This is a genomic window from Microbacterium sp. R1, assembly GCF_015159725.1.
GTDB classification, from domain to species: domain Bacteria; phylum Actinomycetota; class Actinomycetes; order Actinomycetales; family Microbacteriaceae; genus Microbacterium; species Microbacterium oxydans.
On sequence record NZ_JADDUD010000002.1, the window covers coordinates 211763 to 232992 of the forward strand.

General features: G+C 66.7%; 22 protein-coding genes. 6 read left to right on the plus strand and 16 right to left on the minus strand.

Annotated elements, in window-relative coordinates:
• Positions 1-222: 222 nt before the first annotated feature.
• The 11 genes from ILP86_RS12840 to ILP86_RS12890 form a co-directional block, all read right to left on the minus strand.
• On the minus strand, positions 223-516 hold the full coding sequence (locus ILP86_RS12840; RefSeq protein ID WP_046748057.1) for a hypothetical protein: 294 nt from the start codon (positions 514-516) through the stop codon (positions 223-225).
• Between the two features lie 80 nt (positions 517-596).
• Complete coding sequence (locus tag ILP86_RS12845) at positions 597-1253, minus strand: deoxynucleoside kinase (RefSeq protein ID WP_061018800.1); 657 nt, start codon at positions 1251-1253, stop codon at positions 597-599.
• Between the two features lies 1 nt (position 1254).
• Positions 1255-2238 (minus strand): Gfo/Idh/MocA family protein, encoded by a 984-nt coding sequence (locus ILP86_RS12850; RefSeq protein WP_058630882.1) that lies wholly within the window; start codon positions 2236-2238, stop codon positions 1255-1257.
• Positions 2183-3181, minus strand: a complete 999-nt coding sequence (locus tag ILP86_RS12855) for an NAD(P)-dependent oxidoreductase (protein WP_193762137.1) — start codon at positions 3179-3181, stop codon at positions 2183-2185. Before ILP86_RS12855 ends, ILP86_RS12850 begins: the two co-directional genes overlap by 56 nt.
• On the minus strand, positions 3178-3501 hold the full coding sequence (locus ILP86_RS12860) for a hypothetical protein (RefSeq protein WP_193762138.1): 324 nt from the start codon (positions 3499-3501) through the stop codon (positions 3178-3180). The genes ILP86_RS12855 and ILP86_RS12860 overlap by 4 nt, the downstream gene beginning before the upstream one ends.
• Before the next feature lie 136 nt (positions 3502-3637).
• Positions 3638-4357, minus strand: a complete 720-nt coding sequence (locus tag ILP86_RS12865) for a hypothetical protein (RefSeq protein WP_058630879.1) — start codon at positions 4355-4357, stop codon at positions 3638-3640.
• Between the two features lie 54 nt (positions 4358-4411).
• On the minus strand, positions 4412-5443 hold the full coding sequence (locus tag ILP86_RS12870) for a hypothetical protein (protein ID WP_058630878.1): 1032 nt from the start codon (positions 5441-5443) through the stop codon (positions 4412-4414).
• A 24-nt stretch (positions 5444-5467) separates the two neighbouring features.
• Positions 5468-5686, minus strand: coding sequence for a hypothetical protein (locus ILP86_RS12875; protein ID WP_058630877.1), 219 nt, complete (start codon positions 5684-5686; stop codon positions 5468-5470).
• A 118-nt stretch (positions 5687-5804) separates the two neighbouring features.
• Positions 5805-6209 carry an NUDIX hydrolase gene (locus ILP86_RS12880; RefSeq protein WP_193762139.1) on the minus strand — a complete coding sequence of 135 codons (405 nt, stop codon included), beginning with the start codon at positions 6207-6209 and terminating at the stop codon, positions 5805-5807.
• A 91-nt stretch (positions 6210-6300) separates the two neighbouring features.
• Entirely contained in the window at positions 6301-7437 is a 1137-nt protein-coding gene (locus ILP86_RS12885; RefSeq protein ID WP_193762140.1) for a DegT/DnrJ/EryC1/StrS family aminotransferase, read from the minus strand.
• A complete protein-coding gene (locus ILP86_RS12890) occupies positions 7434-8540 on the minus strand; it encodes a radical SAM protein (RefSeq protein ID WP_193762141.1) in 1107 nt (368 codons plus the stop codon). The genes ILP86_RS12885 and ILP86_RS12890 overlap by 4 nt, the downstream gene beginning before the upstream one ends.
• Before the next feature lie 287 nt (positions 8541-8827).
• On the opposite strand from ILP86_RS12890, the gene ILP86_RS12895 reads away from it, so the two are divergent.
• A complete protein-coding gene (locus ILP86_RS12895; RefSeq protein ID WP_308431935.1) occupies positions 8828-10252 on the plus strand; it encodes an NAD(P)/FAD-dependent oxidoreductase in 1425 nt (474 codons plus the stop codon).
• Between the two features lie 50 nt (positions 10253-10302).
• Here the strand turns inward: ILP86_RS12895 and ILP86_RS12900 are convergent, their stop codons facing one another.
• Both ILP86_RS12900 and ILP86_RS12905 read right to left on the minus strand, forming a co-directional pair.
• Positions 10303-10998, minus strand: a complete 696-nt coding sequence (locus ILP86_RS12900; RefSeq protein ID WP_113680353.1) for a Pr6Pr family membrane protein — start codon at positions 10996-10998, stop codon at positions 10303-10305.
• 59 nt (positions 10999-11057) lie between these two features.
• Entirely contained in the window at positions 11058-12041 is a 984-nt protein-coding gene (locus ILP86_RS12905) for a DMT family transporter (RefSeq protein ID WP_227751226.1), read from the minus strand.
• 246 nt (positions 12042-12287) lie between these two features.
• Here ILP86_RS12905 and ILP86_RS12910 point away from each other — a divergent pair, with 246 nt between their 5' ends.
• From ILP86_RS12910 to ILP86_RS12925, 4 genes are read left to right on the plus strand one after another with little or no spacing between them, the layout of a single operon-like run.
• On the plus strand, positions 12288-13574 hold the full coding sequence (locus ILP86_RS12910; RefSeq protein WP_193762142.1) for an adenylosuccinate synthase: 1287 nt from the start codon (positions 12288-12290) through the stop codon (positions 13572-13574).
• Between the two features lie 10 nt (positions 13575-13584).
• Positions 13585-14694 carry a beta-propeller fold lactonase family protein gene (locus ILP86_RS12915; protein WP_193762143.1) on the plus strand — a complete coding sequence of 370 codons (1110 nt, stop codon included), beginning with the start codon at positions 13585-13587 and terminating at the stop codon, positions 14692-14694.
• Between the two features lie 57 nt (positions 14695-14751).
• Entirely contained in the window at positions 14752-16152 is a 1401-nt protein-coding gene (locus ILP86_RS12920) for an MFS transporter (protein WP_374706394.1), read from the plus strand.
• Positions 16149-17210, plus strand: coding sequence for an alcohol dehydrogenase catalytic domain-containing protein (locus ILP86_RS12925; protein WP_308431936.1), 1062 nt, complete (start codon positions 16149-16151; stop codon positions 17208-17210). The genes ILP86_RS12920 and ILP86_RS12925 overlap by 4 nt, the downstream gene beginning before the upstream one ends.
• Positions 17211-17253: 43 nt before the next feature.
• On the opposite strand, the gene ILP86_RS12930 is transcribed toward ILP86_RS12925, so the two are convergent.
• The gene (locus tag ILP86_RS12930; RefSeq protein WP_179516411.1) at positions 17254-18498 is read right to left on the minus strand and encodes a beta-ketoacyl synthase; all 1245 of its coding nucleotides are present in this window, start codon (positions 18496-18498) and stop codon (positions 17254-17256) included.
• Positions 18495-19976: a class I adenylate-forming enzyme family protein gene (locus ILP86_RS12935; RefSeq protein WP_193762144.1), complete on the minus strand. Its 1482-nt coding sequence runs from the start codon at positions 19974-19976 to the stop codon at positions 18495-18497. Before ILP86_RS12935 ends, ILP86_RS12930 begins: the two co-directional genes overlap by 4 nt.
• Positions 19977-20078: 102 nt before the next feature.
• Between ILP86_RS12935 and ILP86_RS12940 the strand changes: the two genes are divergently transcribed.
• Entirely contained in the window at positions 20079-20669 is a 591-nt protein-coding gene (locus ILP86_RS12940; RefSeq protein WP_058630866.1) for a biotin transporter BioY, read from the plus strand.
• A gap of 185 nt (positions 20670-20854) precedes the next feature.
• Here the strand turns inward: ILP86_RS12940 and ILP86_RS12945 are convergent, their stop codons facing one another.
• Complete coding sequence (locus tag ILP86_RS12945; protein WP_193762145.1) at positions 20855-21208, minus strand: hypothetical protein; 354 nt, start codon at positions 21206-21208, stop codon at positions 20855-20857.
• Between the last annotated feature and the right edge of the window lie 22 nt (positions 21209-21230).

The window sequence follows — 21230 nt, forward strand, 5'->3', positions numbered from 1 at the left end:
GCAGGTCCGGCGTGGAGGACTCGGTCATCGGTAGGCTCCCTCGTTCGGGGACCCGCGTCGCGGCTGTCCCCCGCGGACCAGCGTAATCGCAACGACGGAGCGGCCGGCTGTGTGCGGTCTGACGATCACGCTCCGCTCACCTGCATGAACCGATCGCGGATGCAGGAGGTTTCGTCGTGCAGACCCCCTGCATCCGTCGAAGCGTCATGCATGCGGCGGACGTCACTGGCCGAACATCGTCGCGACGGCCGCGACCCCTCCGAATGCGAGGACGACGACGAGCGTGATGACCCAGAGGCTCATGGCGATCGCGTTGAGGGCGACTCCCCAGCCGGCCCTGGTGCGTGCCTGCGGCTCGTGACGCAGCGAGAGGATGCCGAAGATGAGTCCGATGACCGGCGCGAAGAAGGTCCAGCCGGCGAAGAGAGAGCAGATCCCGAGAACGAGACTGACCGTCCCTTTCGCGGTCGAGGTCGCAGGGGCGGACAGGGCTGAAGGGGAGACGGTGGTTGACATGTCTTCCACGCTAGGACGGGGCCGCAGCACAGGGCATCGGCCCTGAGTGCCGGCGTCGTACATCCAGCGGATGATCTCGTCTACTCCCGTGCTCGACCATCGTGTCGGGTCCGCGCATCCTCGAGAAGTCGCTTCCGGAAGTCCGCGAGCATCTCGGCCGGCGTCGCCGACGCGACCACCGTGGCGCCGAGCTCGCCGGTCGCTCGCCGCTCAGCGAGCAGATCGTCGAAGCGTGCGTCGAGGAGTGCCTTCAGCTGATCGCCGTTGGACCAGCGTCCATCGTGTCCTCCCGCACCATCTCGGAGGGCCCGTTCTCCCGTGTCCAGAACCAGATACAGAAACGCCGCGGAACGAGGAATTCTCGTGAGCTGGTGACGGTATTCGGACTGCCATCGGCCGAACTCCTCCGGTGACAGAAGATCGACGTCGAACATGATCTCCGTGTACATCTTCACGCGCATCGGCGAGGCATCGGTCACGACGTAATCGAACGGGCCGCTGAGTCGTTCGACGCAGACGAGAGTGTCGACGGTCTTGCGCAGTGCTTCCATTTGGTTTGCGAAGGCGTAACGCCCGGGGTCGGTGAGGAAGCTCTCCCAGGTTTCCCACTCGTGGCACGCGATGCCGACCACCGAATACTCGCCGTGCCCGGAGGCGAGAGGGCCCAGCTCGGCGCAGCGATCGAGGATGACCGACTTACCCGCTCCACTCGAGCCGAGGATGCTGACCGAAGGCAACTCAGCTGCTTTCGTGAAGCAGGGCAAGCGCCTCATCCCGTATGCGAACGGCGTTGAGGCTCGCCTCGAGCACGCGGTGAGCCTCGGCGGTGGCTTTGCGGTCTCCGGCCGAGAGCCCGAGAAGCACGTTCCAGGCTTCGAACATGCCACTGGGGGCGGGAGAGCGCAATGGCACCGAGTCGCCGTCGACATCGAGGAAGTCGTTGTAGACGCTCCTGCCCAGCTGAGCTGCCGTTTCGAAGTCATGGACATGCTCGATGACGACCTCGCCGCGTTCGCCGCGGAAGACGTATCTGTCTCGCGACCAGGCGTCGGTGATGACACTTCGAATCGTGCCGTTCCATTCGCCGGACACGAGGTGCATGTCGACGATCTGTCCGATCTCGATGTCACGAATGACCCGGGCAGATCGCACATGTGCGTCGAGCACCGGCTGGCCCAGCCTGTGCAGCGCCGCCAGGGGGTGGACGATATGCTCCTTGAAGAGATCCATGTCGGACCGGAAGCGGACCCGATCTCCCCTTCTCAGATAATCGACGATATCGGCCGAGGTGCTTTCCGGGAGCCATGCGGCGTGCGTGTGACCGATGGCCGCGACGAACCTCTCCTGGAAATAGAAGTTGTCGCCGACCACCATTCGATCCCGGGCGCCCTCCAATGCGGTGATGCGCAGGGCATCGGCGTAGGACGCGCCCAGAGGCTTCTCCAGGTAGACCAGCTTGCCGGCTCGGAGCGCCACTTCCGCCGATGACAGGAGATCCGACGCGGGGGTCGCGATCAGCACGGCATCGATGTCGGGGTGGCCTGCGAGCGCGGAGAGGGACCCCACGCGGGTCATGTCTCCACGGTAGGTCTCCATCGCACGATAGAAGCGCGCGCTGTCCCGCGTCGCGATGTGGGTGACGGAGATCTCCGGGATAGCGCGTAGCTCATCGAGGTGCCTCTCCAACACGACCTGACCGAGACCATAGATTCCCAGACGCACGATCTATCCCCACTTCTTCGGATTGGACAACAATTGAGATCGACTTCCGTATGAAATCCGCGACCGTCCTCGACGGGCTCCACCGGAAATCGTCCATGACGTTCATCGGGTCCCCCACCGACACTCGCAACGCTGCCGGAGTGCTGGGCGCCGTCACGGTGGGGATGGCGGCATCTCGCCGGGCGAGGGTGACGACATCATTGACGCTCAACACGTCGGGTCCAGCGACGTTGTAGATCCGCAGCTCCTCAGCGGTGCGCGTCGCGTCAGCCGTGACCACGGAGACGAGCAGATCCATGAGGTCGTCGACATGCAGGAACGTTCTCGTCTGCTCGCCGTCCCCGGACAGCGCGAGCGACTCGCCGGTCGCGGCCGCGTGGACGACGGACGGCAACAGCCGATTGTGCTGTTGCCCGGGCCCATAGATGTTGTAGAGCCGCATGATGGTCGCCGCGTAGGCGCCCCCGGAGGCGATGTGGTGGGCACGAAGCACCAGCTCCTGAGCCGCCTTGCTCGCGGCGTACGGGCTCTTCGGCACCAGCGGTGCCTTCGTCGATGGTCTCGTGGCGTCTCCGTACACCTCGCACGACGAGAAATGCAGAAGCTTCCCGCGGAAGCCGCCCGTGCTCAGAGCGTCCAGGAGGTTCTGGGTGGCGAGGACATTGTTCGTCAGGTACCGACGAGGCTCGGTGAAACTCGACGGAACGAAAGAGAGAGCGGCGAAGTTGAGCACCCAGTCGTAGTCCGCGCTGTCTCTCAGGGCATCGATGGTTGCTCGGTCGTCGGTCAGGTCGACGCGGATGTCGGTGTTCTGACCTTCCTCGCGATCGAGCACAGTGATCACGGACTCGGGGAAATCTCGGCGCAGACGTTTCGCGCTATGGCTCCCGAGGAAACCGGCCCCGCCGGCCACGAGCACGCGAGGAGCTGCGCCGTCGTTCATCCGGCCACCCCGGTCTCGACGCGGTGAACCTGCATGCCGACCTTGGCAACGATCGCGCAGACGTCCGCGCTGTCGTCGTAAACGCGGAGTGTGTCGGAGGGGCGATTCAGGATCGCTCCCAGCCGTCGCCAGAAGTCCTCGGTCTCCTTGGCCAAGCCGAGGTCGAGGCGACTGAAGATGGACGCGGCAGAGAGCGAGGGCAGCCACGCATCCAGATACTCGCGGACGTTGGCAGAGAGGTTGTTCGTGGCGATCACGATGTCCTTCGTGGGGAAACGCGCGATCAAGGAGAGGGCTTCCGGTCGCGGGGGCGTCTGCATGATGAGGGCCTGGATGCGTGCGTAGGTCTGTTGCCTCGGCGCGCCCTCTCGATGCGAGCGTTCCGTCTCTCGTCGCCGAATCGGCTCGGAATCGACGATGGCCCCGTCGAAATCGATGACGAGGGTGCTGCGGGAGTCAATGACCACTCGCACCGGAACCGTCTGCGTTCTGCGCGAGGCGGATCCACTCGGCGATCGCGTTCGAGCACGCGATACCGTGATCGTCCGAGGTGTTCATGAACGTGCGCGATGTATCGATCCCCTCCGACTTCTTCCTGATGAGGTGTCGTATGCGTGAGACGAAGTCGACGAACTCATCGGGGTCGACGGAATTGCGTCCGTCCCTGCCGATGACGATGTCACGCCGCTCCTCCGGGAGTTGCTCGTAACGTGCGCGCACAGTCGAGTCGTCGAGTTCGAGGACGGCGGTGTAGACGGTGAGATCCGGCCACGTGCGCCAGTAGGCCAGATCGTCGATCCAGCCGGCGATCCGGTGGATGCGGCTCTGCTCATAGCCGAGATTCTCCGCTTCGATCACGAAACGGCACGACGTCTTCAACCACCACGAGTCCAGAACCGCGACCCCACCTGCGCGCACGTGGGGGAGGACCTGACTCTCGAGGATGGCCGCGTCTTGAGTGATGGCGGCAAGGGCGAGCACCTCCAACGCCGGTACATCGTCCAGCGATTCACCGAAGAAGGTGCCGACGCTTCGGGTCAGGCGGTCGAGCGACGTGTCCGCGTTTGCCGTGACGCGCGAGAAGACCGTCCCGCCGAGCTCCGAGGCCAGCGAGCCGGCGACGGTCGATTTCCCTGTGCCGTCCGTGCCTTCGAGTTCGACGATGTATCCGCTCACGCTTTTATCCCTCTTGTTGTTCGGCGTTCAGATGAACGATTTCCCGAGCGCCGTCTAGATGCGCTCGATCACTCCGGCAGCCTCAAGCTGCGGTCTGATGAGATCGACGTCCGCAGGAGGAAGGGACGCTTCGTCGCCGGTGATCAGCGCCTGCCAGACCTTCGCGGCGACGACGGAGAGCAGCACATGGTTCTTCCCCTCCTCATTCAGGAGGACTCCGTCCGCGATCTGAATCGGCATGTGATTCGAGCGGAAGCTCGGAGTCGTGGTCGATCGGTCGACCGGGAATCGGTTGGACAGGATCTGGCTGGCGATGAGGAAATCCTGCAGGAACGTCTGGAGTTCCATGAACCGCGGATCCGATTCACGAATCCACTCGTACTGACCGAATCTTCGCGCGCGCGCCAACTGCTCCGAGGGCATACCCTGCCGAACTGCCTGGGTGAAGGCGTACTTGTCGACGAAGTACACATCGCCGGTCGCTGCCACCCACGACTTCACGGCGAAGTTGGTGGCCCGAGAGGCGGAGAATCCAAGACCGTCCCGGTTCCCGGCCTCCGCGAAACCTTCGGCATCCTCCAGCGTTGCGGCGGCCTCGAGAGCGAATCGTGCAGACAGCACCTGCTCGTACTCTCCCTCTCGGGGGAGGTTCGCGCTCACCCACGACGAGTAGAAGCCTTCGCCGATCACAGGGACAGCGGAGACCACGCGACTGAGGAAGTCGAAATCGGGTGATCTCATCTCCCCCAGCGCGTGCACTCGCGATTGCCCGACGCGGAGAGCATCGACAATACGCGCAACGGTTCGGCCAAACTCTCCGATCGTCCAGGTCTCGATATCGACGCGCTTGTCCCCGATGGTGAATTGATTCGCATACAATTCACCCCCAGCGGCTCCGCCGGGGTTGTCGAGGGTGACGAGGAAGACGTCGATGTCGCTCTTGCTGTTGGCGAGACCCGTAGGGACGCTGCCGACGAGGAGCGCGAATGCAGGATTCACACCTTCGCGAATCGAGTACTCGGTGACGGCTTCGTTCGCGGCCGACAGTGCCTGCGTCAGTGCCGTGGAGCTGGGGGCGGTTACCACCGGAGGGACGAGCTTGACGATTGCTTACGGAATGATCTTCCGGTCGGCGAGCGTGGTGACGTGCTGGCCGTTCGTCACCGTCGGACCGACGGAGGACGTGCCGGACGTCTGCCCTGCCCGGTTGGCCGCGCTGGGGACATCAGAGGAATTGACCACGGCCTGCACCGTGATCGGAACAGCCGAGAGTGCGAGCGCGCCGGCAGCGACAGCGGTGGTTCCGAGGGTTTTCGAGATCGTCTTCATGATGCGTACCTTTCAAACTCTTATAGCAACAGCTGGTCAACGCCTGCGACGCTACCACAGCGGATGTCGATCGCAATGGGGTCGAAAGTAGAGGATGCTCTTGCGAAAGGTCACCCGATTACAGTCTCTTCTGAAATGCAAGCGCGATCACGTCTGCATCATTGGGATTCAGGTGATCTCCGGCAGAGCTTGTCTTGGTGAGCAGGGACTGGTCGCTGACAGGTGTTCTTGGCGGCAGCGATGCGATAAAGAAATGCTGCTTCGAGACGTACATTCGTCCATCGGACTCGTCGAAGAACCAATCGAGATGCACGAGCAGCTTTCTCAGCTCGCCCGCGATCGTGACGCCCGTTTCCTCGAAAGTCTCACGCAGGGCCGCATCCCGGATCGACTCCCTTGCGTCCCGTCCGCCTCCGGGGATCTCCAGCCCTGCACCGTCGTCTCGTGGTGCGAGCAGCACATGCGACCCGTCGGCGGTGAACGCGATCACGTAGGCGGATTCGCGCAGCTGCGCCGCCTTCAATGGTGCGAATCTGGCGGTTCCCGTAGGCGATCGGAAGCGAACGTGACTGCTCCGGAAGAGGAGCCGGAGCAGATGCATCCGCAACATGCGGCTAGGGGGTCTCCGTCGACATGCTCTCGAACGCCTCCAGAATCGTTCGCGAGTGCTGAGAGGTGAACCCCCAGTGGAAGGGGAGGTTGAGGAGGCGGCGTCGCCAGTCGTCCGCCCGGGGGAACGTCGCGATCGGTCCCTCGACCGCAGCGCGTATCGCGGGGTCATCATGGGCCGCGTACAACCACATCGCGCGTGCCTGGATGCCCCGAGAGCGCAGGGTGCGCAGCACGTGATCCCGCTGGCTCTCGTTCTCCATGAGAAGCGACACCGGACCGAAGTCGGCATCGGTCGACCGGAGGACGGTCGTCGCAGGGAACGACTCGTCGAGCACCGCACCGAGTGCGGAGATGAAGTCCTTTCGCAAGGACACCAAGTCGGGAAGATGGCGTTGCGCCCGTGCGAGCGAAGCGGCACCCAGAACGGCGTTGAGCTCGCTGATGTTGGCGTTGAGCGACTGGGAGCTTCCCACCTTGTACGTGGTGGACTCGATGAGACCGTTTCTCTGCACGATCCGCCGTAGGGCATCCGCTTCCTGGCGGTCGTCGACGAAGATCGCCCCGCCCTCGCCGGCCGCGATCGGTTTGCTCGCGTGCAGGCTGATGACAGACATGTCTCCGAGAGTCCCTGCACGACGATCGCGGTCCTGGACGAGCAGACTTGCTGCCGAATCCTCGATCAGCAGACGCTTCTTCGTTCGCAGATCTCCGAGCGACGAGCTGAACAGGATGTCCATGTAGTGCATGCCCACGGTGATGGGGGCGTTCAGGCTCAGGGCGGCTGCGGCGTCGATCGTCGGCGTATCGGCCGAGGAATCCAGAAGATGGAGCGTCGCGCCGGACAGGGCCGCCGCCCGCGCAGCAGCGTGATAGCCGAAGTCGGGCACTGCCACTCTCCTGCCTCCGCGATCGGCCGCGTGGAACAGGCTGGCCATCAGCGCAGAGGTGCCGGAGGAGGTCAGCACGCAGTACCGCCCGACGGCATCCCCTAGGCGGTCTTCGAGGATGCGGGTGTACATCCCCCTGGTCCACTGGTCACCCTCGACCACGCTCTGCAGGTCTCCCTTGACATCGTCGAACCGGAGCCTCGGTGCGGCCCACGGCACGCCGGCTTCCTGTGCAAGGGAGTCTTCGATCATCGGTTGTTCACATTCCTCTCGATACCGGCGCTGATGAGGTACTCATCCGCATTCCAATTGATCTCGGCAGAGCCGTCGGCGGGGGTGGGGAGTGCCTGCAGCTCGGCGTCGATGACGCGTTCCGGGGCGAGCACGCTGATGCCGTAGTAGCTGGTGAGATTCTGCGAGGCGTCCTGCTGAGCGTTCAGGAAGGAGGCAAGTCTGTCCGAGTGGGAGGAACTCCACATCTCGCGCACCGAGGATGTGTAATGGTTCCCGAGCACCTGACTCTTGCCGATGATGCGGTTCGACGTCGTCGTACCGCTCAGACGGAAGACGATCTGAGTTCCGGGATACATGTCCTGGACGATGTGGATCGGGGCGGGCTCGCCGTCCCACTGCCCGACTCGCGTCGAACCCAGGTTGAGCCTGACGCTGGTCGACTTCTCGGGGAGATCATCCTGATAGGCGCGGAAACCCGATTCCAACCACTGCAGATCCTGAAGGTCGAGGGCGGCACTGTCCAACGACTGTGCTCTCCCCAGCTGGCACATCGGGCTGAGATCGATCGACGAAGCGCCGAGCGCTTTCATGTCCGTCACGAAGCTCCGCCACTCACGGAAGTTGTCTTTCGTCAGGACGGAGATGATGTTCACCGTGATGCCGGACTCGATAGCCGCCCGCATTCCTCGGACGGCGCGGGTCCATGATCCTTGGCCCCGGTGCTTGTCGTTCGCCGCCTCTGCGCCGTCGAGGGAGAGCGAGATGCGCCTGACCCCTGAGCCGACGATGTGGTTCAACATCTTCGGCATCAGGAGCGTGCCGTTGGTGATGATCTGAAACGTCAGGTGCGGATAATCGGCCACGATGTCGAGGTATTCGTGGAAATCCTTCATCGTCGTCACTTCGCCGCCGGTGAGCGTGACTTCGAAAGTGCCCATCTCGCTGAGCTCATCAAGAATGGAGCGGAAGTGCGCCTGAGGCAGCGTCGGGCCGACGCCGTCTTTCGGAATGAACCCCGCGTTGACGTGGCAATAGTCGCACTTCAGATTGCATGTTTCGTTGAGGTCGATCACTGCGCGTAGCGGGCCGCGTGTGTATAAAGACGCCTCAATCGGATTCACGCGACCGAATCTAGCACTTCATCCACACGGAGCAACCCGCCGATCTGAAGCGTTCGATATGCGAGATCCAGATGGTCCAGATCGACAGGAGGTCCTCTTGCCTCGACGGGAGAGGACTAGTCGGACCGGTGATCGAAGTCGCTTCCGGGGCCGATCACCGGCCCTGCTAACGTCGAAGAGCAGCCGCTTTCCGGGTCGGTCGAGCTTTCCGCTCCCACCGGGACAGACCTGTTCCTCGCTCGGATGCGGCCGCTCATCGATATATGACGCAAGTGTGAGGACGATACGTGACGAATAGAGAACGAGTAGCGATCATCGGCGCCGGCCCCTCGGGCATGGCACAGCTGCGGGCCTTCGAATCCGCAGCCCGCGCGGGGGCGGAGATCCCTGAGCTGGTCTGCTTCGAGAAGCAGGCCGACTGGGGCGGACAGTGGAACTACACCTGGCGCACAGGACTCGATGAGTTCGGGGAACCCGTGCATTCGAGCATGTACCGGAACCTGTGGTCGAACGGCCCGAAGGAGGCGTTGGAGTTCGCCGACTACAGCTTCGACGAGCACTTCGGCCGTCCCATCTCCTCGTACCCGCCGCGCCCCGTGCTGTGGGACTACATCGCCGGACGCCTGGAGAAGAGCGATGTGCGGGAGCTGATCCGCTTCCAGACCGTGGTGCGCTGGATCGAGTTCGACGAGGAGCGCGAGGTCTTCACCCTCACCAGTGAGGATCTGCCGAGCGGCCGGTCGCACGTCGAGGAGTTCGATCGCGTCATCGTCGCCACCGGGCACTTCTCCTTCCCGAACGTGCCGGACTTCCCCGGGATCGAGACCTTCCCCGGCTACATCAGCCACGCCCACGACTTCCGAGGCGCAGAGGCCTTCGCAGATCGCGATGTGCTCGTGATCGGGTCGAGCTACTCGGCGGAGGACATCGGCAGCCAGGCGTTCAAGATGGGTGCCCGTTCGGTCACGGCGAGCTTCCGTTCGGCACCGATGGGCTATGACTGGCCCGAAGGCATCGAGGAGCGTCCGGTCGTCGAGCGCTTCGAGGGCAGCACGGCATTCTTCGCCGACGGGACCTCGAAGCATGTCGACGCGGTCATCCTGTGTACGGGATATCTGCACAAGTACCCGTTCCTGCCCGATGACCTGGCCCTGTCGTCGCCCAACAACGTCTACCCCGAAGGGCTGTACCGGGGTGTCGTGTGGCAGGGGAATCCGCGTCTGACCTACCTGGGCGCGCAGGACCAGTGGTTCACGTTCAACATGTTCGACGTGCAGGCGTGGTACGTGCGCGACCTCATCCTCGGCCGTCTCGAACTGCCCGACGAGCAGGAGCGCGCGGCCTCCATCGCCGAGTGGCGCGCCCGTTTCGCTCAGATCGACTCGGCCGCGGCGGAGATCCGCTTCCAGGCCGACTACATCCGTGATCTCCTCCAGCTCACCGACTACCCGGAGTTCGACATCGACCGGGTCGTGGAGATCTTCCTCGCGTGGAAGCACGACAAGAAGGAAGACATCGTGGGCTATCGCGACCGCACTTACGAGTCGGTCATGACGGGCACGATCGCCGTCGTGCACCACACGCCGTGGCTCGAAGAGCTCGACGATTCGCTCGAGCGCTATCTCGACGTCGATCCGGACGCCACCGAGACGACACGGATCATCGCGGGTCAGCCGCGTGATGATGACCGCGAGGCGCTCGCCGCAGTCTGAGCCTCTCGGTCTATGCCCCTTCCCTCCGTCTGTGGAGGGGAGGGGCATCGTCACGCGGTGTCGCGCGTGCCCCGAAACCGGCCGACCCAGACCACGAAGGCGGCGGTGGCGATGATGATCGCGGCGATCAGCAGCACCCAGAGCGCCACGCCCCCGTAGCCGCCGTTGAGGTGGGGATTCAGGAACGGATACGGATACCACCATGGTTCGCCTGTCGCGGGCGCGATCACGAGGTTCGCCCGGATCAGCGTGTAGGCGACCCACACGATCGGGAAGATCGCGGCGATCCCGACCGCACTCCAGCCGAGCGCCCGACGGCGAGGCGCGAAGAGCAGGTCGACGAGCATGATGACCGGGATGACCACGTGCAGCACCTCGTTCGACCAGAGGACGGTCGAGCCCTGGGGCAGCTCGATCCCGCGCAGCAGCGTGTTGTAGACGACGCCGGTGACGATCATGTAGGTGCTGGCGCACACCAGGAGCACCGCCAGCCACCGCGGTTCGGCCGACGTGGTCTTCCGGTTCGCGAGAGCCCAGATGCCGCCGATGGCGAGGACCACGGCCGCCAGCACGTTGGAGAGGATCGTGAAGAAGCTGAAGAAGTTCGCCACGACCGTGGGCAGATGCGAGCCCCACGCGGTCTCCGAGCTGAGGGCGATCTCGAGAGTGCGCACCAGCTGGGCGACGATCGCCGCCACGGCCAGAACCGATGCTGCCAGTCGTACGTAGGGCCACCAGGTCGTCATTTCGCCTCCGAGCGAAACTGTAGCGTCACTCGCGGGCCGCGGCGGTGGGGGGCGATGACTCAGGCGCGTCGCCGCCACCGCAGACGCGTGATCAGCACGCCCAGCAGACAGAGCGCGCCGCCGAGGAACATCAGCGGCGTCGGCACCTCCCCCAGGATCGCCCACGACATCAGGATCGCGATTGCCGGCACGACATAGGTGGTGGCCGACGTCTGCCCCGCAGTGCTGCGCTGCAGAACGTACGCCCACGTCGTGAAAGCGATCGCCGTGGGGAAGATGCCGAGGTAGACGACCCAGAGCGTCGCATCGAGCGGTGCCGTCTGGAGCGAGCCGATGAGGTTGCCGATCCAGGGCAGCAGCGCGACGGTGCCGACCCCCGCGCCGAGCCACGTGAGGGTGGTGGCGTCGACACCCGAGGTGAGCAGACGCTTCTGCACGAGCGTGCAGCCTGCGTACATGACAGCGGCGAGGAGGGCGAGCAGGAGTCCCGTGATGTCGGGGCCGGCGCCGGAGGTGGAGTTCATGCCGATGAGCACGACCCCGAGGAAGGCGATGGGTGCGCCGATCACGAGCGGCTTCGGGAATCCCTCACGCAGGAACAGTCCGCTGAACACCACGACCATGAGGGGTGCGAGGTTAACGACCATCGCAGCGGTGCCCGCATCGAGGGTCAGTTCCGCGCTGTTGAGCGCGAGGTTGTAGACGCAGAACCAGCCGATGCCCCAGACCGCGATGAGCAGCCAGTGGCGTCGGGCGGGGATGCGGATGCCGTGTCGGATCGCGATGATCGTCAGCACGGCCGTGCCGACGGCCATGCGGAGCAGCGCCAGAGCGCCCGGGTCGTAGTGCGGACCCGCTCCGCGGATGCCGATGAACGCCGACGCCCACAGCACCACTGTGACCAGTGCGGCGGCGAGGACGAGCGCACCCTGCTTCTTCGGCGTCCCGGGGTTCGCGGGCATCCGGGGCTTCTCGGGTGCTCCGTCGTCGGCACGGATCCCGTCGGAGGTGATCTCGGGGTCGCCGGATGCGGCTGCTGGCATCCTCCGATCCTGGCAGGGGTGTCCGACATCGAGCGAGCCGCGCGAGTGCCATCCCCCGTCGTATTTCGGACGACGACCGCTCCGGTCGCGATATTCCATCTTCAACGGCCGCCGAGGCTGTCATATCGCGACCGGAGCGGTCGAGCGGCCGGAGGGTCGTCGAGGAACCCTTCGATAGGATGGGACGGCCCGAAGAGGGCCAGCTCATCGGCCGGTGCAAACCCGGCGAAAGCCAGGGGGTTACCCATGCCAGGAATCGTTATCGTCGGCGTGCAGTGGGGCGACGAAGGAAAGGGCAAGGCCACCGATCTGCTCGGTGAGCGCACCGACTGGGTGGTGAAGTTCAACGGCGGCAACAACGCCGGACACACCGTCGTCGTCGGCGACGAGAAGTACGCGCTGCACCTGCTGCCCTCCGGCATCCTGTCGCCCGGCGTCACTCCGGTGATCGGCAACGGCGTGGTCATCGACCTCGAGGTGCTGTTCTCCGAGCTGGAGGCGCTCGCCGCCCGTGGCATCGACGTCTCGCGGCTGAAGGTCAGCGCCAACGCGCACATCATCACGCAGTACCACCGCACGCTCGACAAGGTGACGGAGCGGTTCCTCGGCAAGCGCAACATCGGCACGACCGGCCGCGGCATCGGCCCTGCGTACGCCGACAAGATCAACCGTGTCGGCATCCGGGTGCAGGATCTGTTCGACGAGAACATCCTGCGCCAGAAGGTCGAGGGCGCTCTCGACCAGAAGAACCACCTGCTGGTGAAGGTCTTCAACCGCCGTGCGGTCACGTGCGACGAGATCGTGGAAGACCTGCTCTCCTACGCCGAGCGGCTGCGGCCGATGTTCGCCGACACGGGCTACCTGATCGCCGAGGCGCTCGACCGCGATGAGGTCGTGGTGTTCGAGGGTGGTCAGGCCACGATGCTCGACATCGACCACGGCACCTACCCGTTCGTGACCTCGTCTTCGGCGACAGCAGGAGGAGCGGCGACGGGCTCCGGCGTCGGTCCCGGTGCGCTCGACCGCATCGTCGGCATCGTCAAGGCCTACACGACCCGCGTGGGCTCGGGTCCGTTCCCGACCGAGCTGTTCGACGAGCAGGGCGAGTGGCTGCGCAAGCAGGGCTTCGAGTTCGGCACCACGACCGGCCGCCCGCGCCGGGTGGGCTGGTACGACGCCCCCATCACGCGCTACGCCACGCGCATCAACGGCATCACCGACCTCGTGCTCACCAAGCTCGACATCCTCACGGGCCTGGAGCAGATCCCCGTGTGCGTCGCCTACGACGTCGATGGCGAGCGATTCGACGAGGTGCCGGTCAACCAGACCGACTTCCACCACGCGAAGCCGATCCTGGAGTACTTCCCCGGCTGGAGTGAGGACATCTCGGTCGCTCGGACCTTCGAGGACCTGCCGCAGACGGCGCAGGACTACGTGCTGGCGCTCGAGAGGATGAGCAACACGCGCATCTCGGTGATCGGTGTCGGCCCGGAGCGCGACCAGGTCATCGTCCGTCACGACCTGCTCGACTGATCCGCACCCGATGACGCGCTTCTGGCTCGGCGGCTACGGCCCCGCGATGGACGGTTCGGCCGAGGGCATCGGCCTGCTCGCGGGGGACGAGGGCCGCGAGGCATCCACCCTCGCCTACCGTGGCACTGCGGTGGAGGTTCCGTCGCCGTCCTGGCTGGCGCAGCATCCGACCCTCGACATCGTCTACGCGGCACTGGAGGGTGACTCCGCGGTGCAGGCGTTCGTCCGTGCGGGTGAGGGTGTGCTGGCCCCGCTGGGTGCGCCCGCGACGGTCGGCCAGTACGTGTGTCATGTGGCGGTCGCCCCGGACGGCTCGGCGCTGATCGCCAGCTGCTACGGCGACGGTCGTGTCGTGAGACTCGGGCTGGACGCGGAAGGGCGCATCGTCCCCGCGAAGGCGGATGCGGCGGCGGCACTCCGCGCGGCCCTGTTCGGGGACGACGCGGATCCCGATGCTCCCGCTCCCACCCCTCCCGGAGACGGCGTCGCGGCGGTGGACCCGTACGGCATGGGCGGCGACCGTGTCTCGCATGCGCACGCCGCGGTGTTCCTCCCCGACGGACGCGTCGCCACGACCGACCTCGGGTTCGACCTCGTGCGGTTCTGGCGGCAGAGCGGCAGCGGGCTGGTGCTCGACCACGAGGTGGTTCTGCCTCTCGGCACCGGACCGCGGCACATGGTGCTGCACCCCAGCGGGTACCTGCACGTGGTCACCGAGTACTCGTGCGAGGTGTTCACGCTCGCGCGCGCGGCCGACGGCACCTGGAGCGTCGTGTCGGTGACGCTGACGAGCCCGATCGCCGAAGTGGGCACAGACTTCCCCGCCGAGCTCGCCCGCACTCGCGACGGGCAGTTCCTCTACACGGCCCTGCGTGGAAGCAACACGATCGCGGCGTTGCGGGTGCGCGGCGGAGGCGAGGCCTTGGAGTCGGTGGCACTCGCCGATTCGGGCGTCGACTGGCCGCGTCACCACCTCGTCCACGAGGGCAAGATGCTCGTCGCGGGGCAGCGCTCCGACACCATCACTCTGATCGACCTCGACGAGCGCACGGGCGCGCCGCTCGGTATCCGCCACGAAGCGCAGGTCCCGACGCCGACGCACTTCCTTCCGGTGCGCTGAGGCATCGCGAGATCCGTTCTTGACCTCAACCTCACTTGAGGTTCTACTGTCGTCATCATGACTTCGGAGACCGAGCAGGCGGCGACGCCGGATGCGGCCGCAGCTCGCATCATGAGCAGCCAATACGTGTGGATCACGATCGGCGCGTGCGCGCTCGTGTTCCTGGGGGCGTTCGAGTCCCTGGCGGTCACGACGGTGATGCCGACCGTGAGTGCCGACCTCGGCGGCGAACGGCTATACGCGCTGGCGTTCGCCGGTCCTCTCGCCACCGGGGTCATCGGCATGGTGATCGCGGGAAACTGGGCCGATCGTCGGGGGCCGGTCGCCCCGCTGTACACCGCGGTCGCGATGTTCATCGTGGGGCTGCTCATCGCCGGTCTCGCCCCGAGCATGGAGGTCCTCGTCGCCGGCCGGTTCGCGCAGGGTCTCGGCAGCGGCGGCCTGATGGTGGCACTGTACGTCGTCGTCGCCCGGGTCTACCCGCAGGAGCTGCACCCCGCGATCTTCGCCGGATTCGCGGCTGCGTGGGTCATCCCCTCGCTGATCGGACCAACGGTCGCGGGAGCCGTGACCGAGCTCTGGAGCTGGCACTGGGTCTTCCTCGGTGTGGTGATCCTGGTGCTCGTGGCGCTGCTGATGGTGATTCCAGCCCTTCGCGGTCTCTCGAGCGACGGCGATGCGACGACACCGTGGGCGTACGGCCGCCTCGGTTGGTCGATTCTGGCGGCGGCCGCGGTGCTGACGCTGAACCTGGTCGGCGACATCCCCGGTGTCGGCCCGGTACTGGCGGTCGTCGCTGTGATCGTCGCCCTGATCGCGGTTCGCCCGCTGGTTCCCCGCGGAACCTTCCGCGCGCACCGGGGGCTGCCCTCGGTCATCCTCGTCCGCGGGCTCGCAGCTGCCGCGTTCTTCGGCGCGCAGATCTACCTGCCGTACCTGCTCACCGGTCGCTATGACCTGTCGCCGACCCTCGCGGGGCTCGCCCTGACCGGAGGTGCGCTCTCGTGGTCGGTCGCGGCGACGGTCCAGGGGCGGATGGGCGTTCGCCTCTCGAGCGTGACGGCGGTGCGCATCGGCACGATCCTGGTCTTCGTCGGCATCGTGCTGACCGTCGCGATCACAGCCATCAGGGCGGACGCCGCACTGCTCGCCGTCGCCTGGATCGTGGCGGGTCTGGGGATGGGGCTCATGAGCCCACGTACCAGCGCGCTGACGCTCGCGATGTCGACACCGGAGAATCAAGGCTTCAACAGCGGCGCGATGACGGTCGCCGATTCGTTCGGCAGTGCCATGGCGCTCGCCATCACGGGGACGCTGTTCACGGCGTTGGCCACCGCGGACCCGTTCCTGGGAGTGTTCGCCCTGGCTGCGGTGATCGCGATCGCGGCGGCGGTGCTCGCTCCACGGGTGAGCGCGGCCGTTGAACGGCTCGGGACACCGCCAGGGGGAGAAGCGTGAGCGGGGAAGCGGGCAGCGCGGAGGCGGGCAGCGCGGAGGCGACGGAGCGGGGCACCATGCTCGCGGTCGTGCAGCGCGACTTCGGAGAGGCCGGGGTGCTGAGAGCCGAGGAGGTGGCCGTGCCCATTCCCGCCGAGGGCGAGGTGCGGATCCGGGTCGCCGCGGCGGGTGTGCATGCCGTCGACACCGACATCCGTCGAGGCACCGCACCGGCGTCGATGCCGAAGCCGACACTTCCGATGACGCCGGGGCGCGAGGTCGCCGGGTTCGTCGACGCCGTAGGGCCCGGGGTCGACGCGGCCCTCCTCGGAACGCGCGTGGTCGCCCACCTCGGCTTCCGCAGCGGCGGATACGCCGAGTTCGCGCTCGCGTCCGCGCAGTCTCTGCACTCTGTCGACGCCGGAGCATCCTTCTCCCAAGCGGTCGCGACCATCGGTACCGGTCGAACGGCCCAGCTCGTCTGGGAATCCGCGAACATCCGCCCAGACGACGTCGTCCTCATCCCCGGTGCATCGGGCGGCCTGGGAAGTCAGCTCGTCCAGCTGGCGCTTTCGGTCGGGGCGACTGTCGTCGCCCTCTACGGCGGCGAGGTGAAGCGCCCTGTGGTGGAGCGGCTCGCGCACGGTGAGAGGTTCGCCGACGGCCGGCTGCTGCCGCTCGACGTGACGGTCGAGACGTGGCCGGAGCAGATGGCCGAACGTCTCGACGGCGCGCAGCCGTCGGTTCTGATCGATGGGGTCGGAGGTGCGACGGGCCGGACGGCACTCGAGACTCTCGCCAGCGGTGCCCGCGTCGTGATCATCGGATGGTCGAGTGGAGAGGCGCTCCGGCTCGACACCGACGACATCCTGCAGCGCTCCCTCACGGTCGCCGTCCCGCTCGGGCGGTCCATCGCCGACCTGCGTGCTCTCGAGTCCAGAGCGCTCGCCGCGCTGGCGGAAGGCCGCACGGCTCCGCCTGTGGACGAGTATCGCCTCGAGGATGCCGCCGCCGCCCACGAAGCCATCGAACGGCGCCGGCAGCGAGGGAAGGTCGTGCTGGTGCCGTCTCCGCGGTGACCTCGCCGCGGGGGAGAGGCGAACGGAGCCGCACGGGCGCAGTTCACCTCGGAAGCCTGAGCAGCAGCGCCGCGTTGTGACCCCCGAAGCCGAACGATGTCGACAGCACTGTGCGGACCGGATGCCGTCGCTCCTGGTCGCGCACGAAGTCCCAGCCCTCCGCGTCGGGGTCGGTCAGGTTGATCGTCGGAGGCAGCACCTGGTCGCGCAGGGTCATCGCAGCGATCGCTGTCTCGACGACGCCTGCTGCGCCGAGCAGATGCCCGGTGGTGGACTTCGTCGCCGTGAGCGGAACCGACGGTGCCCTCGCTCCCAGCGCCTGCTCGAGTGCGATGAGCTCGGCCGCGTCGCCGAGCACCGTGCCCGTGCCGTGGGTGTTGACATGATCGACTGCGGATGCGGTCGTGCGGGCATCGGCGAGACAGGCGTTGATCGCCCTGGTCGCTCCCGCGGCGGCCGGATCCGGTGCCGTGGCGTGGTGGGCGTCGCTGGTCGCACCGAACCCGGCGACCGTCGCGAGAGGGCGTGCGCCGCGTTCGTCGGCGAGGTCTGCGGCCTCGAGCAGAACCGCGGCGGCGCCCTGGGCCATGACGAAACCGCTCCGCGCACGGTCGAAGGGGCGGGAGGCCGATGAGGGGTCATCGCCGAATCCGGTGACGACCGAGCGCAGGTTCGCATGCGCCGCGAGATGCAGCGGACCGAGGCAGTCGTCCATCCCGACGACCAGCACCGCATCGGCGTATCCGTGACGGATGCGCCGTAGGCCTTCGCCGATCGCGATGGCGCCGCTCGCGCATGCCGCTGTGACGGCGTGGGTCTGTCCGAGGAATCCGTATCGACGGCTGAGGATCCCGGCGACGGCATCCGCGGTTCCATAGACGGCGAGGCTCGGCGGCACCCGGCGCCGACCGGCCTCTCGCAACGTGCCGGCTGCCTCCGTCACCGCGTCGACCGGCCCTGATCCCGTGGCGATGATCACCTGCGCGGCATCCGCGTTCCACGGCAGGTCACCTGTGCCCGCATCATCCATCGCCTCATCAGCGGCGGTGATCGCCCACTGCTGCATCGGAGTGAGGTGGCGGACGAGTGGTGTCGGCAGGTCGGCGGGGGCGGTGAACCCGCCGACGACTCCGCAGACCTGCACCGGCCCGGAACCTTCGAGCTCAGGCGGAAGCCGCGTGATGCCGCTTCGTCCGGCGCGGACTGACGCCCACATGCTCGGCGCGGTGAGACCACTCGGGGTGATGGCGCCGATCCCGGTGACGACGACAGACCTCTCGACGCTCACGATGGCCTCCGCCCGAACGCCACGAGATCGGCGACCGCGGTGCGACGAATCTTGCCGCCGGAGGTTCGTGGGAACTCCGGTAGGCGGTGCCAGCGGCGTGGCACGGATGCCGGAGGGAGTCGGTCCCTCGCCCACGTGCGCAATGTCGCTGCCGGTGGCGCATCGCCTTCGACGACCAGGGTGATCCGCGTGCCGAGGTGATCGTCACTCTCGGCGATCACGCAGATGTCGCCGAGGCCCGGCATCCCGTCGAATGCACGTTCCACTTCGTCGAGGGCGACGGTATGCCCGCCGGTGGTGACGACATCTCCGCTTCTGCCGGCGAACGAGAAGTCCCGGCCACGCAGCCGCCCCTGATCGTGCACGCTCGCCCAGCCGTCGGCATCCGTCAACGACGCGGAAGTCGTTCCCGGCAGGTAGCCGGTCGAGCACGAGGGGGAGCGCACCCAGAGCGTGCCGAGCTCGCCGGGTGCCAGATCATCGCCGTCGTCGTCGCGCACCCGGGCTTCCACCTGCGGGTAGAGCCGGATGCGTCCGTCGCCGGCGCGGTCGTCGCCGATGAAGCCGAGTTCGCCGGTGCCGAAGTAACTGAGCGTCCGGGTGCGGGGGAGTGCGTCGGACACTCTGGCTCGAGCCGACGCCGAGAGCGCGGCGCCTCCCGTGACGATCAGCTCGATGCCGTCGTACCTTCCCGGGTTGCGCCTCGCGGCGTCGGCGAGGGTGGCAGCCGCCGCCGGAACAGTGACCACTCGCGTGATGCGTTCGTCCCGCGCGCGGGGGGTGAGCCACAGGTCGTCGAGACGGTCGGCGACGTGCAGCTCGCCGCCGGAGGCGAGAACCTCGAACAGTGTGTAGAGAGTCAGGCTGTACGACATCGGGCCCGGTGCGAAGGTCGCGACGCGGTTGCTCGCACCCAGATATGTGCGCGAGACATCGATGTTCGCGGTGTACTGCGCGCGGGTCTTGAGGAAGGGCTTCGGTCGTCCTGTCGTACCGGATGAGGTGAGCAGCAGGAATGGGGCATCGTCGGCAGGATCATCGGGGTCGGCATAGGCGAGTGATCCGGAGTTCTCGAGGTCAGCGAGCCCGAGGATCAGACCCGGCCAGCCGCTCGCATCCAGCGCGGTTCGCAGCGCAGCGACATCAGTGATCACCGCCACCGCGCCGGTGGATGTGATCAGCTGCGTCTGCAGTGACACCGGCCAGTGCGCATCCACGACGCTGAGGATGCGATACCCCGCCTCCATCGCGACGACGGTGCGTGCGGTGTCGAAAGCCCGGCTCAGACAGATGGCGACGACGGGCGGCGGCGTCGAAAGACCGGGTGAATCCGCCCGCGCCGAGTGGGCTGTGAGCAGGCGCTCGAGAGACGCCGAAATCCGCCGCGACTCGGTGTGGAGCTCGCCATAGGTCACGCCGGCATCGTGGTCGACGATGGCCGGCCGAGCGGGGTCTTCGACGGCGACACGGCGCAGCATCGGGGAGAAGGACGTGATGGCTCCTGGGGCGGGTTTGCGTGGAGAGGATGGCGTCCCTATTCTAATGAACACCGTTCAAGTGAACGGTGTTCAGGAGGATTCATGACAACGTCGCGCGCCACAGACGCCAGCGCATCGCTCGGACGCATCGCGGTGTTCGCCGCCCTGATCATCGTGCTCGGCGCGGTGATCGTGCCTCTGCCCGCCGGGGTGCCCATCACCGCGCAGACCCTCGGTGTCATGCTCGCAGGGCTCGTGCTGGGTCCGCGCCTCGCGCCTCTCGCCATCCTCCTCGTGCTCGTGCTCGCCGCCGTCGGGCTGCCCGTGTTGGCGGGCGGTCGTGGAGGACTCGGAGTGTTCGTCGGCCCGAGCGCCGGGTACCTCATCGGTTGGATCGCCGGCGTCGTCGTGATCGGCCTGCTCATGCGCACGGGGCGCTTCACCTGGTGGCGCTCCGCGATCGCGGCACTGGTCGGCGGTGTGTTCGTCGTCTACGCGTTCGGCATCCCCGTGCAGGCTCTCGTGACCGGCGTGCCCCTCGGACCCACGGCGCTGTCGAGCCTCGCGTTCCTGCCCGGCGATCTGATCAAGGTGACCGCGGCCACGCTCGTCGTCGTCGCGCTCCGGCGCGCCTACCCGCGGGCCTTCGCCGACGGTGTGCGGGTGCGGGAGCCTGCGAGAGCGGTGGCGTAGGCGTCACCGCCGCGGACTGGCCGCTCGCGGAGGGGTGAAGGCTCCGACCCCGACGGCCTCGCGCTGACGACGTCGACGACGTTCGAGCAGCCCGGTGCGGCCGGGTGGCTCAGGCGTCTGACCCGCACGCTCCCCGACGGTGGGGCAGCAGGCGCACCTGCGACGGCCAAGACCACCAGCACCTATTACGGCGATATCAACAGCGCCCCGGCGGTGTGCGGCCTTCCGGCGGGGACCAAACAGTTCGGTCTCCTCAAGTCCACGACGGGACCGACCCCGGCAACGGGCACGCCGATCACCACGGAGTACGCGTATGACGCGTGGGGTCGCACGGTGGGGACGAAGACCAGCGGCGACACAGCGTGGTCGTGCACCGGGTACGACGGCCGGGGCAAGGTGGTCTCCACGACGGTCGCCGGCCCTTCGGGCGTGGCGACGATCTCGAGCACGACAACGGAGTCGAGACGGGTGACGAACGGTGGATACACCACCGTCACGAGCGGGGTAGCGGTCGCAGGGTCGCCGAACGGCTCGACCATCACGACCGTCTCAGACCTGCTC